The sequence below is a fragment of the Clostridioides sp. GD02404 genome, assembly GCF_045898275.1.
GTDB lineage: Bacteria > Bacillota > Clostridia > Peptostreptococcales > Peptostreptococcaceae > Clostridioides > Clostridioides difficile_A.
The window spans coordinates 291407-305087 of record NZ_JBJOCA010000001.1 but is presented as its reverse complement, the minus strand read 5'-3'; the positions used below and the strand labels follow the sequence as shown (position 1 = coordinate 305087).

The following is a 13681-nucleotide window of genomic DNA, read 5'->3' as shown; positions in this document are numbered from 1 at the left end:
TTTTTATATTAATTATATCAATATTAAGTCTTTATTTATATCAAATGGTCTAACTATTAAATTATATATAACCTGTAAATTCGTATCAATAACCATTACGAATAAAAAAGAGGCTTTTGCCTCTTTTAATAATTCTTAATTGATTCCATTAAATCTTCAAACTCATCAAAACAAAGAGATTGGGCACCATCTGATAGAGCATTTTCTGGGTCAGGGTGCACTTCTACCATTATTCCATCAGCTCCACATGCAAGTGATGCCATTGACATAGGTTTTATCAAGTATCTAATTCCAGTAGCATGACTTGGATCTACCACAACAGGAAGACCTGTTTCTTTTTGGATAATAGGTACAGCAGCTAAATCTAATGTATTTCTAGTATAATCATTATATGTTCTTATACCTCTCTCACACATTATAATATTGCTATTTCCTTCTATTGCTATATATTCTGCAGCACCTATCCATTCAGTAATTGTCGATGCTATTCCTCTTTTTAACATAACAGGTTTGTTTTGTCTTCCTACTTCACTTAAAAGTGTAAAGTTTTGCATATTTCTTGAGCCAATTTGAATTATATCACTTATACTATACAGATCGTCCATATCTCTTACATCCATAAGTTCTGTAATAACAGCTATGCCAACCTCTTTTTTGACTGCTTTTAATATTTCAAGACCTTCTTTTTTTAATCCTTGAAATGAGTTTGGTGATGTTCTTGGCTTATATGCTCCACCTCTTAAAATATTTGCACCATGACTTTTTACAAATTTAGCAGTCATTAAAAGTTGCTCATAACTCTCTATTGCACATGGTCCAGCTATTATAAGTTTGTCTTTTTTTACAACTATCTCTTTATTATTTGTATTTATCTCTATTTTTGAATTACCATTAAATAGGTTTTCTTTCATAACCTACAAGCTCCTTTACTTCTTCTCTTTCTTCAGCAGATAGGAGGTTTAAATGTTCTTTTATTGATTTTTCATTTATTAGAAGTTCTTCATTTAAATCCATAAGTGGTATCAAAACGAAAGCTCTGTCTTGAATCCTTGGATGAGGTATTAATAGTTTTTCGTCAGTAGAGACTACATCATTAAAAAATAGTATATCTACATCTATAGTTCTTGGACCCCAGCGTACTATTCTCTCTCTGTGTAGTTCTCTCTCTATTTTTTGACAATATTCTAACAACTCATATGGTTCAAACTCTGTTTCTATTTCTACACACATATTTAGAAAATCTGCTTGTTCTGTATATCCCCATGGTTTTGTTTCATATAATCCTGATTCTTTTACATTATAGATAGATTCACTATTTCTTAAAAGCTCACATGCCTCTGATAAATTATTAAATCTATCCCCCATATTAGTACCTATTCCCAAATAAGCCTTATTCATCTCTTGTTCTCCTTATCTCAACACCAAAATAGTCATAAATTCCATTCACAGGAGCTTCTGGTTTTCTAACCCTAACCATGACTCCATTTATAAGCACAAATTTATTTAAGACCTCTTCTGCAATATTTTCTGCTAAAGCCTCCAAAAGATTAAATTGTTTATTTTCAGTAATATCCTTAACAACACTGTAAACATCAGCATAGTTTACAGATTTATTTATATCATCACTAAGTCCAGCCTCTCTTGAATCAACATAAAGCTCCATGTCGATAAAAAATTTCTGACCTAGAAAATTTTCTTCTTTAAGCACACCATGATATCCATAGAATCCTAGATTACTAAGTAATATTTTATCCATTATATTATACCTACTTTCTATATATTGCATCAGTCATTCTAGCTGCCATTAAGTTTTCATAAACATCGTGTACTCTAACTATATCTACACCATCTCTTATACCTAGTACAGTAGTAGCTATTGTACCTTCCAATCTTTTTTTTGGTTCAACTGGAAGGACCTTACCTATTACCGATTTTCTAGATGTGCCAAGTAAAATAGGATAGCTTAAGTCTTTCAATTCGCCTAACCTTCTTAATACTTCTATATTCTGTTCAAAATCCTTACCAAATCCTATTCCTGGGTCAAGTACTATTTTTTCTTTTTTTACTCCACAGCTAATTGCCATTTCTATGCTTTCTTCAAAAAAGTCCTTTATTGACTCCATTATATCTTTTTCATATTTTGTCCCATCTTGATTGTGCATTATACATACTTCTGCATCATATTTACCTATTACAGAGGCCATATTTTTATCTTTTCTAAGACCCCAAACATCATTTACCATAGTAACACCTAATTTTAGTGCTTCTTCTGCAACATCTGCCTTATAAGTATCTATTGATATTGGTATATCTAATTCTTGTTTAAGTTTTTTTATTACAGGGATTACTCTTCTTAGTTCTTCATCTGAGTCTACATAACTATGACCTGGACGTGTAGATTCTCCTCCTAAGTCTATTATATCAGCGCCTTGGTCAACCATATCTTTTGCGTGTTTTATTGCTATGTCTAAGTTATTAAAATCTCCTCCATCTGAAAAACTATCTGGAGTTACATTTAATATTCCCATTATATAAGTTCTTTTACCATAATCAAACACAATTACTGACACTCCCTTAAATTAAATTTTATATCTCAACAAATGATTATATCTACAACAACTACTATTTCATAGTAATAAGACTCATCGCCTCAGCTCTAGATGCAATATCCTTTTCAAATATACCTCTTACTGCTGATGTAACAGTTTTTGAACCTGGCTTTTTCACACCCCTCATTGTCATACACATATGCTCTGCTTCCACTACAACTAAAACACCATAAGGCTGTAATTCTTCCATTATTATATCTGCAGCATTTTTAGTAATTCTTTCTTGTAATTGTGGTCTTTTTGCCAATGTATCTATTACTCTAGCAAGTTTAGAAAGACCTGTAAGTCTTCCTCCTTTTGGTAAATAAGCAATATGAGCTTTTCCAAAAAAAGGAACTAAGTGATGTTCACAACATGAATAAAATGGAATATCTTTTACCAAGACTAATTCTTCATGTTTCTCATCTGCAAAAAGAACTTTTAAATGGTCTCTTGGTTCTTCAGTAAGACCTGAAAATATCTCTTCATACATTCTAGCAACTCTATTTGGAGTCTCAATTAGACCTTCTCTATCTGGGTCTTCTCCAATTGCCTCCAATATTTCCCTTACTGCATGTTGTATCTTTTCTTTATCAACTTTATTCATTTAAACTCCCCCCATTGATTTGTGACTAGAAGATTAGTTTTATAATCTCTTTTGTCTCAATTTCTTTAAAAATATAATTATAAACATCTAAAAGTTTTTGATAGTCATAACTTTCACTTACCTTTGATACTAGTTCAAAAAGCTCATTATTTTCTTTTTCCAAAACTTTTAGCAATTTTTTATCTTTTGGTACCCAATTATCATTTATATTAAAGTACCCAATTATTATATCTTTTAAATATAAATTCGTCAAAAAATGATATTCAAAAACATCAAATTTTTCTTTATTTTTTAAATTTGATATTTTTCCCCCAATATCTTGTTTTAAAAAAGACTTTTCTTCCAGCGACATTTTTTTAGGCCCTTTTAAGTAAATATCCCTACTTATATCCTTTATATTCTTTGATGTCTGCTCTTTATCAAATAGAACTTTAGCATCCTTCATCTCTTTAATAAAGAAATACTCTCTATCTGATAATAATTTTTTTACACCATCTCTTGAAAAATAGTTTATGTCAAATTCTATTCCCTCTTTTTCAAACAGTACTCGCTCTTGTTTTTCCCCCTTTTTTACAAAAACGAATATATCAATATCATTTATTTCTACATCGTGAAGAGCAAAATCTAAGTCTTTACTAGAACCAACCAAAAATACTGCTAAAGTATTTGGATTTTCTATTATCGTTGTTATCTCTTCACTATATACCTTATAAACACAACTTATCATTTCTTATCTCCAACAAATTGTTAATATTTTAATTTACTTTAAATATTCTACTATTTTATCGAAAATAGCATTTTTTTCATAAAATTTTATTTTGTCAATTTCTGTAACTTTCATAGCTCCCATAAGACTATTTGTGACAAAAACAAAATCAAAACTACTAATTTCTGATATATTAATTTCATTTTCTACCAACTCTATATGTAATTCGTCACAAATATTTATAATCCTCTTTTTTATTATTCCATTTAATATTGGTAATTTACCACTAGGAGTATATACTATTTCTCCTTTTATAAAAAATATATTACTCATAGAGCATTCTAAGATTACACCCACTGAATTTACAAATATACCATCATCATAACCATCTTTATTTGCAAAATTTTTAGTATATATATTTTCAAAATAATTTGTAGTTTTATGTCTATGAATCAAACTATCTCCTCTAATGATTGGTGAGACAGTTAACTTAAAGCCATTTTCATATGTTTCTTGATTATATGGGATATCTCTGATAGATATATTGTAACCTTTATCAAAAACAGTAATTCTAAGTGCTTTATCAACAATAGTTTCTTTTTTTATATATGTATTAATCTCATTTATCAAGAAGTCTTTTTCATGCTTTATATCTAGTTCTAAACACCTTATTGAATTAAGCATTCTTTCTATATGAAGATTTAAATCTATTGCTATACCATGTTCAACTTTAATAGTTTCAAATAAACCAATTCCAAACTTACTTAAACTGCTATCAAAACCTACATTATTCTTCATAATAACCCCTCAAAGCCTTCATTATAGATTTTGCTTTATCCATTGTTTCTTGATATTCTTCATCTGGGTCAGAATCCCAAGTCATTCCTCCTCCAACTTGGAAATAAACCTTTCTATCATCTTTTATTATTGTTCTAATTGCTATATTAAAATCCATATCACCATTAAAACCTATATAACCTATTGAACCAGTATATACACTTCTTTGTGTTGGCTCCAATTCATCTATAATTTCCATTGCTCTAATCTTAGGTGCTCCTGTTATAGAACCACCTGGAAAAGTAGCTTTTATTATATCAGTAGCATCCTTATCATCTTTTAATTCACCTACAACTGTTGAAACTAAGTGATTTACATTTGCATATGGTTCAATTACAAATAGTTCTGGAACTTTTACACTTCCTGTTTTAGATATTCTACCAATATCATTTCTTTCTAGGTCCACTATCATAAGTAATTCAGCTCTATCTTTTTCACTATTTTTAAGTTCTTGTTGAAGCTTTAAATCTTCTTCCCTATCCTTACCTCTTGGACGAGTACCTTTTATTGGTCTAGTTTCTATTTTCTTATCAATACATCTTATAAATCTTTCTGGAGAGTTTGATAATATATGTACATCATCAAAGTTTAAAAATGCTCCAAATGGTGCTGGACTAAATCTTCTTAAATCTCTGTATAGTTCAAAGCTTGTAAGTTCTGTTTCTCCACTGAACCTTTGCGTTAAGTTTGCTTGGTATATATCCCCTTGTCTTATGTACTCTCTAACATTTTGAACTGCATTTTTAAATTCTTTCTTTGTGAAATTAGATTTAAGTCTTATAGGTTTAACTTCTTTTTCTTGATAACATATATTATCTATACCTTTTTCTTCTTCTTTTAGTATTTTTTGTTCGATATCATCAACTATCTTTTCTTCTAATTTCATATCTATATTTGGAGTAGCTATGTAAGTTTTTTCCATAAGATGGTCTACAACTATTACATGATTGTACAAACCAAAATACATATCAGGCATCCCAATATCATCTACAGCACTTCTAGGCAATTCTTCCATATAATTACCTAAATCATAAGACAAATATCCTACAGCTCCTCCTATAAATGGAAGGTTAGTATCATTTTTAACTCTATATTTATTTAGTTCTTCTTTTAAAAATTCTAATGGATTTTCGTCAGTATCTTTATATTTTAATACCTTAAATGGCTTACTACTTATAAAAGAATATCTTCCTAATTTTTCTTTATCCATAGCACTGTCTAATATAAAACTGTCATGTTCGTTTCTAAAAATAGTAAATATCTCAAAAGAATTAAGTTTAGTGTTTATCTCTCTTATCATATTACATATGTATCCTTTCTCTAGCTTCTGTTATAAAGTTTTTCAGCATCTCATGACCATACTCTGATAAAATAGCTTCTGGATGAAATTGTACTCCTTCTATTAAGTATTTTTTATGTCTAATTCCCATTATTTCACCTTTATCAGTTGTTGCTGTAACTTCTAGTTCTTCAGGAACTTTATTAGAATCAATTATTAGTGAATGATACCTAGTGACATTCAAAGGATTCTTAAGACCACTAAAAACCCCTTTACTAATATGGTTTATACTGTGCACTTTTCCATGTACAGGTTGCTGTGCCTTTATAATATCTCCTCCAAAAACATATCCAATAGTTTGGTGACCCAAACAAATTCCTAGTATAGGCTTTTTCCCTTTAAAATAGTCAACAATATCTATGCAAACACCAGCTTCTTTTGGAGAACATGGTCCTGGAGATAATACAATTACCTCTGGATTAAGTTCTTCAATATCACTTATTTTGATTTCATTATTTCTCTTTACTACGACTATTTCCCCTAATTCTTCTATGTATTGTACTAGGTTATACACAAAAGAATCATAATTGTCTATCATTAGAATCATACTTAAATCCCCCCCTAAAAATTATTTTATTAACTCAGAAACTGTTACGAATTTAAAGCCTTTTTCCATCATTTTTGGGATAAACATATCTAAAGCTTCAACTGTATCATTAGTTGCATAATCGTGTAAAAGTATTATATCTCCATTTTGTACTTTATTAATTATTTTATCAGCAATACTGTTAGCTCCAGGATTTTTCCAGTCCTTCACATCTACACCTGTCCATAAAACAACTTTATAGTCATGCTTTTTTGCAATTTCTATTAAGTCTTTTTCTCTATAACTTCCAAATGGTGGTCTAAATAATGTAGGTTTCTTTCCAGTCACTTCTTTTAAGATATCCTCACACTTAACAATCTCCTCTTCTATCTGATTAGAGCTTAAATTACTTATATCAGGGTGATTAAAAGTGTGATTTCCTATTTCATGCCCTTCTTTACTGGCTCTCACTAATGGTTCTTTATACCATTGAGCATGTTTACCAGCTATAAAAAAAGTAGCTTTTACATTGTATTTCTTTAATACATCTAAAACTTGGCTAGTTTCTTTTGGATGTGGTCCATCATCAAAGGTAATTGCTATTAACTTTTTTTCCCTTGAACCATGCTTAATTAAAACATTTCCATTAGTATCTGTCATCAAAGCAGAGACCTTACCAAAATTAGATACTAGTATTATTCCACAAAACAAGACTATCGCTACTAAACACTTATATGTTGTCCTCTTTTTCCATGGTGTCATTTTTAAACTTCCTTTCAAACATTTTAGTTATTTATAAAAATTTTGAGTGTAATATGTTTTATAGCTTCCTCCAAATATTACTCCAACTCCAATATTATTATAATTCCCCAAAATATTTTTTCTATGTCCTTCAGAATTCATCCAAGCTTCATGTGCATATATTGCGTTAATTTGCCCCGCTGCTATGTTTTCCCCAGCCGAAGTATATACAATTCCCTCCCTTTTCATTCTATCAAATGGAGTTTCATTATTTTTATTTATATGGTCAAAAAAATTATTATCTCTCATATCTTCACTATGCTTTCTTGAACTCAAAGTAGCTTGTTCACTGTATATTAGTGAATTTAATCCTCTTTGATTCCTAACACTATTTACAAGGTCTATAACTTCTAGTTCAAAACATTTTTTAAGCTCTTCTCTATCATCTGGATATAATTCTTTAAACTCATCTTCAGTACTTTTATCAATTATTAAATATGAACAAACTCTATTTTTTTCATGAATATCGTAGAAAATTGTAATATACTTGCCTTCTTTACTTATTATATCATATTGATTTTCTGAGTTTATTATATATCTAGTATTTCCTTTTCTCTTATATTTTAATGGTGTAATCCTAGTTCTAACTGTTTGCCTATCTTGATTTATTTTTATATCTTGGTTTTCACATGAATTCATAGAATTACTGTAAAGTGCTACTACCTCATTATTTTCAACACCAACCATTGCAAATTCTTTTCCATATTGATTATATACATACCAATCAAAGCCATATTCACTAGTATCAATTCTTCCAGGTTTCCCAATACTTGATAATACTTGATTTAAATTGTCTCCCAGACTTATTTTTTCAAAACTCTTTATATCTGATTCATCTAGATTTTCATTTTCAGTATTATTCAATTGTAAATTTTGATTTTTTTCTTTTTTATCTTTTTTTGAATTGTCACCTATATTTATCTTGTCTAAAAATTCATTCCATATTTCACTTTGAGAAATTTTTTCTTTTAAATCATATACTTCCTCTAACAATTCAGGACTATAAAATAAAACAATAAGTATTACCAACACTAATGCAATTAATTTCTTCAATATATCCCTCCTTCATAAAATCGAATTAAAATTTTTTAATATTCATTTATTATACTAATACTGATAATATATACTAATAAATAACATTCATACCTATTCAAATTTACTAAGTATTATAAAAAAGCTTTACCTACTAATAGATAAAGCTACAGTCTTAAAGAAAATATTTCATCTAATGTTCTATCAAAAATGGATGGTTTATCAAATTTCCAAGTCCCTTCATAAACCAATTCATTATTTAGATAAAAAGTTCCTTGCCCATGTTTTTTTCCATGCATAAATTCACCTACATATTTCTTGCCTTTTTCCCATATATAAGTCCCTTTACCATGAATCAAATTATTCTTCCATTCTCCTTCATAAAGTATTTCGCCTTCACTATTGTAACAAATACCATACCCTTCCATCTTTCCACCTTTAAATTCACCTGCATATATACATCCATCACTCCACTTGTAAATACCTTTCCCATCCTTCTTACCATTTTTCCAAGTTCCAATATACTCATCTTTACTATTATAGAGCATATTTCCAATACCATTCATTGTATCTTCTTCAAAATTACCTATATATTCATTTCCATTTGAAAATACAAAACTTCCTTTTCCATTTTTTTTATCTTGTTTAAACTCTCCTATGTACTCCATTTCTGTTCCTTCATCTACAAAAAAAGTATAAGAGCCTTGACCTTCCATCTTTCCCTCTAAAAACTTACCTACATATACATCCCCATTTGAAAATTTATATATTTTATTTTTTGGTTTTTTTGTATCTACTTCATCTATATCACGAATTGTTTTTCCTTCTAATTCTAATACTTCATTTTCTGGAGCAAAATCTCCCTTTTTTAAAACACGTTTTTTCATGTTCTTTATACTTTTAATCTCTTTATTTACTTCATTTATATATTTCAAATAATTATCATACAAATTAACATATTCTTTAGATAAATTCATAATGCCATTCCTCCAACGTTATTACTAGATATTTTACTAAATCCATTAAATTTATTATATCCTAATAGTGGTCATGTTTTCTACACATTAAGTAATTTTTTCAATTTTAATTTTAAAATAGCATCTTTTAAAGTGATACACAAATCATTAATAAAATCTTTATCTTCCACCTATTAAATTTAAATAGGCTGAGAGCCATAATATAAATTTATATATTATAGCTCTCAGCCTATAAAATTCTCTATAAATCTTTTGCTTTAAATCCTCTTCCTTTTACCTCTGTGACATCATTTACAGATATAAAGGCCTTTTTATCATACTTCAAAGCTATATCTTTTATCTTTGGTATCTCATTTGATGAAACTATTGTATATATAATTTTCTTTTTCTGATGAGTATATGCACCTTCTGCATCTAAAAAAGTTACACCCCTAACTAAACTCTTCATTATATCTTCTGCTATTAAATCGACTTCATTTGACATTACCATAACAGATTTTTGATAATTCATTGCATCTTTAATGAAGCTCATTGAATACGCATTTAGAAATAAACCTATAAGAGTATATAATGCTAAATCTAATCCAAATAAGAAACTTCCTGTAAGTACTATTAATCCATTTATTGCTAAAGCAGTATCTTTCATTTCTATGTTCTTCTTAATTTTTAGTATTGCAGCTATTATATCTGTACCACCTTGGGAAGACCTAGTTCTAAATACAACCCCAACACCTAAACCAGATAGTATCCCACCATATACACTTTGGAGTAATATATCATGTATAGGTATAATCTGACTTATTTCCTGAGTCGCACCTAATAATAATGAAAATACAATCATATTTACTAAACTTGAAATACAAAACTCTTTTTCAAGGTATATGAACCCTAAAATAAATATTGGGATATTGATTAAAAATGTTAATAGACCCACATTTATATTTGTCAAATAGTTTATAGATGTTGCTATACCTGTAGCACCTCCACTAAGCAGATGTGCTGGTCTTAAGAACCCATTTATACCTATAGATGTCATCAACATCCCAAATAACATTGTTGAATATCTTAAAACTGGATGTTTTTGTAGGGTATTCTTAACTTCACTCATTTCTTTCTCCCTTCAATCTTTCTAAATCTTTAGAATTTTAAAAACTTATCTTTACATATATTATATTATTCCTGATGTAATAGATAATATTTCAAATAAATTTTTATATAATTTCTTGAACTGTCATCTATTACATCATCTATTATAGTATCTTTTTCATATATGTCTAGTGCAATTTTTTATATTTTAATCTTTAAAAACGTTCAAATCATCTCATTTATGCTTTAAATAAAAATCCTTCTAGCACAATATGATACTATTTATTATTTAACTTGCAATATAGTAAATTTATAGTATTCTTTTCTAAATATCTATTTTTACAGTAATTTATCTTATCTTAGCAAATTTAAATTTAATATTTATCTGTTCATAATTAATTGCTAAATGAAATTTTTGTTTTCATAATTTCAGTATATGATTTTTTTATTTCATTATTTGCATTTTTTTCATTCACTTTTTATTTTAAAATTTTTTTATTTTATTTTGTTTTAAGTATCCACAATACTAATTTTAATTTTATTTTTATATAAAATTCATTATAATTGGAATTAATATTACTGTAATTGTACCAGATACTCCAATAGAAACACCACTCATAGCTCCTTCTACTTCTCCAAGTTCAAAAGCTTTTGTAGTCCCTAGAGCATGTGCAGACGTTCCAAGCGCAATTCCTTTAGCAACTGGATGATTTATATTTCCAAGTTTAAATACTGTAGAAGCAACCATTCCACCAAAGATACCTGTAAAAATTATAGCCACAACCGTTATTGATTCTATACCATTTAAGGAATTTGCTAAAGATATTCCCATTGGTGTTGTTATAGATTTTGGAATCAAAGAGTTTATAATACTTACATCTGAATTAGCTATCTTACCAATTATCAATACAGATATAAAAGAAATTACTATACCACAACCTATACCTACAATAATTTCAACCATATGCTTTTTAAATAATTCAAATTGCTTATAAAGTGGAACTGCAAGTACTACTGTAACAGGACCTAGAAAGAAATTTATACTATCTGCTCCTATCTTGTAGTTCTCATAAGGAATTTTAGTTATGCTTAAAAACACTATTATTCCTACGATTGCAATTAACATGGGATTACATATAGGATTGTTCGTTTTTCGTTGGATATATCTCCCTAAATTAAAAAATACTATTGTCACTATTATACCAAACACTGGCGTTTGTAATACATTATACATCTTTTTGTCCTTCTTCCTTCTTTTTTATCATTTTTTCCACTATAACTCCAGTGGCATACATTACTATTAGTGTGCTTAAGCATATGACTAATAAAAGCACTAGTACATTTTCCTTTATCAGGTCTAATGATTTTATAAGTGACACACCTGCTGGGATGAAGAATATAGCCATATTATCAAGGAAAAATCCACTTATATTTTCTATACTACTCAAATCTAATACCTTAAGTTGTAGTAGCAAGAATAATAATAGCATCCCAACTATACTTCCAGGAATAAGTATAATTCCCTGTATAAAGGAACTTATATACTCTCCTATGACCCATATACATAAAATTATTACTAACTGATTGAAAACTTTCATTTTCCACCTCCAAAAACTAAAGAGATTGCTTCAAATCACATATTTGTAGTTTTTTCAACAAGCAAATATCTTTCTTCAAATAGAAAGTTATAATTTGATACAATCTCTTTTAAATTTATTTTTATTTTAATTTAATAAAATACATACTTGGTTGTTTCAAAAAACTTAACTATATAAACCTATTTTTCACTTAAAATCTCTTTTATTTTTGAATTGTTATACATGCTGTCTGGAACTTCACTTCTTAAACTATAGAAGGTTTGTTGTGCATTTTTTAAATCACCATTATCATAATAAAGCATCCCTAACTCATAATATGAATCATCATAATACTGGTCATGTTTAGTATAAGTATTTATATATTTTTTATAATATTTTATAGCTTCATCTTTATTTCCTAATAGCTTATTTGTTATGGCTAATTGATATATTGATTCAGAAATATATTTTTTAGTTTTCCCAGAAGAAACTACACTTTTAAAATTATCTATGGCTTTTTCATATTCTTTATTTTTCTTTAAATCTAGAGCTTGATAGTATAAATCTTCCTCATCAGCTACAGTTATCTCTCTTTCTGGTTCTTTATTTTTAGCCTCACTTAACTCTTTATTCGTTTTTTCTAATTTTTCACTTGTTTCTCCCAGCTTTTTATCAGTTTCATTTAGCTTTTCATCTTTACTACTTATTTGATTATTTAAATTTTCTATTCTCTTTTTACTTTGAATCAAATATACACCCATACCTACTAAAACACAAACAACTATAATATATGGTAAAATATTTTTCTTCTTTTTAACTTTTTTTACTTCTTCTTTTTTACTTGTATCTTCTTTTTCTTCCTCATTCTTTTCAAATACTGGATTATCCTTATCTAACTCTTTAAGTTTATCTAAGTATCCTTCTCTCTTCTTTACATTACCTAGTTTATCATACAACAAAGATAAAATCACATATGGTTCTATTAGTTCAGGTTCTTCCTCAATTATATTCTCCAAAATATGTATTGACTCATAATTTAATTCTTCATTTATAAATCTTATAGAATGATTGTACCTTCCTAAAAATGTTTTAAAATCTTCAGATGAAATTAGATTTACATATTTTCTCGATATATGGTTATTTTCATAACATAAAGCTGTATAAAAGCTCTCAAATGACTTAGCAAAGTCACATTTTAATAGCTTTAAAAGACCTCTAAGATTTAGTATATCAATATCTTTAGGATTTATTTCTAAAGCTTTATTCACCATATTAATAGCACTAGTTATATAGTTCTTATATGCCAAATCCAGTGCATTATTATATCTTTTGTATGATTCTAATTTTAATTCCTTTGATGTTGTGTCTGACTTTGAATTTAAAGCTCCTTGTAAGTTCAATAGTGTCTCTTCTTTATAATTTGTAGTCACATAGCTCTGCTTTAATGCTTTTAGTGTCTCGTCACCATCTTCTTCTTCTATGTTAAAAAAAGTCAAATCACTTTTATTATCTTCTATCAAAGATATATCTAAAATTTTTCTAGGCATGTTTTCTATGTCCTGTTTTATATCTTTAACTAAAATAATACTCACCTCCACTCTAAAA

16 protein-coding genes are annotated in these 13681 nt (G+C 28.2%); all 16 read right to left on the bottom strand.

The window, feature by feature from the left end; genetic code table 11:
• Nucleotides 1-125 precede the first annotated feature (125 nt).
• Nucleotides 126-911, bottom strand: coding sequence for a 3-deoxy-7-phosphoheptulonate synthase (gene aroF / locus Q3287_RS01410; RefSeq protein ID WP_054269934.1), 786 nt, complete (start codon nt 909-911; stop codon nt 126-128).
• Nucleotides 892-1398 carry a 2-amino-4-hydroxy-6-hydroxymethyldihydropteridine diphosphokinase gene (gene folK / locus Q3287_RS01405; protein ID WP_054269933.1) on the bottom strand — a complete coding sequence of 169 codons (507 nt, stop codon included), beginning with the start codon at nt 1396-1398 and terminating at the stop codon, nt 892-894. The genes aroF and folK overlap by 20 nt, the downstream gene beginning before the upstream one ends.
• Nucleotides 1391-1756: a dihydroneopterin aldolase gene (gene folB, locus Q3287_RS01400; protein WP_407963394.1), complete on the bottom strand. Its 366-nt coding sequence runs from the start codon at nt 1754-1756 to the stop codon at nt 1391-1393. Before folB ends, folK begins: the two co-directional genes overlap by 8 nt.
• Nucleotides 1757-1766: 10 nt before the next feature.
• Nucleotides 1767-2558 (bottom strand): dihydropteroate synthase, encoded by a 792-nt coding sequence (gene folP, locus Q3287_RS01395; protein WP_161803429.1) that lies wholly within the window; start codon nt 2556-2558, stop codon nt 1767-1769.
• A 64-nt stretch (nt 2559-2622) separates the two neighbouring features.
• Complete coding sequence (gene folE / locus Q3287_RS01390) at nt 2623-3195, bottom strand: GTP cyclohydrolase I FolE (RefSeq protein ID WP_054269932.1); 573 nt, start codon at nt 3193-3195, stop codon at nt 2623-2625.
• 25 nt (nt 3196-3220) lie between these two features.
• Nucleotides 3221-3922 carry a hypothetical protein gene (locus Q3287_RS01385; RefSeq protein ID WP_407963393.1) on the bottom strand — a complete coding sequence of 234 codons (702 nt, stop codon included), beginning with the start codon at nt 3920-3922 and terminating at the stop codon, nt 3221-3223.
• A 33-nt stretch (nt 3923-3955) separates the two neighbouring features.
• Entirely contained in the window at nt 3956-4699 is a 744-nt protein-coding gene (locus Q3287_RS01380) for an aminotransferase class IV (RefSeq protein WP_243193119.1), read from the bottom strand.
• Nucleotides 4689-6038: an aminodeoxychorismate synthase component I gene (pabB, locus tag Q3287_RS01375; RefSeq protein ID WP_167640094.1), complete on the bottom strand. Its 1350-nt coding sequence runs from the start codon at nt 6036-6038 to the stop codon at nt 4689-4691. Before pabB ends, Q3287_RS01380 begins: the two co-directional genes overlap by 11 nt.
• Nucleotide 6039: 1 nt before the next feature.
• Entirely contained in the window at nt 6040-6624 is a 585-nt protein-coding gene (locus tag Q3287_RS01370) for an anthranilate synthase component II (protein WP_407963392.1), read from the bottom strand.
• 21 nt (nt 6625-6645) lie between these two features.
• Nucleotides 6646-7365, bottom strand: a complete 720-nt coding sequence (locus Q3287_RS01365) for a polysaccharide deacetylase family protein (RefSeq protein ID WP_054276406.1) — start codon at nt 7363-7365, stop codon at nt 6646-6648.
• Between the two features lie 27 nt (nt 7366-7392).
• On the bottom strand, nt 7393-8457 hold the full coding sequence (locus tag Q3287_RS01360) for a CAP domain-containing protein (RefSeq protein WP_407963391.1): 1065 nt from the start codon (nt 8455-8457) through the stop codon (nt 7393-7395).
• Between the two features lie 146 nt (nt 8458-8603).
• A complete protein-coding gene (locus tag Q3287_RS01355) occupies nt 8604-9413 on the bottom strand; it encodes an MORN repeat-containing protein (protein WP_054269925.1) in 810 nt (269 codons plus the stop codon).
• Between the two features lie 241 nt (nt 9414-9654).
• On the bottom strand, nt 9655-10521 hold the full coding sequence (locus Q3287_RS01350; protein ID WP_054269924.1) for a YitT family protein: 867 nt from the start codon (nt 10519-10521) through the stop codon (nt 9655-9657).
• 522 nt (nt 10522-11043) lie between these two features.
• Nucleotides 11044-11733, bottom strand: a complete 690-nt coding sequence (locus Q3287_RS01345; protein ID WP_054269923.1) for an LrgB family protein — start codon at nt 11731-11733, stop codon at nt 11044-11046.
• Nucleotides 11726-12097, bottom strand: a complete 372-nt coding sequence (locus Q3287_RS01340; RefSeq protein WP_054269922.1) for a CidA/LrgA family protein — start codon at nt 12095-12097, stop codon at nt 11726-11728. Before Q3287_RS01340 ends, Q3287_RS01345 begins: the two co-directional genes overlap by 8 nt.
• 179 nt (nt 12098-12276) lie before the next feature.
• The gene (locus Q3287_RS01335) at nt 12277-13674 is read right to left on the bottom strand and encodes a tetratricopeptide repeat protein (RefSeq protein WP_407963390.1); all 1398 of its coding nucleotides are present in this window, start codon (nt 13672-13674) and stop codon (nt 12277-12279) included.
• Nucleotides 13675-13681 lie beyond the last annotated feature (7 nt).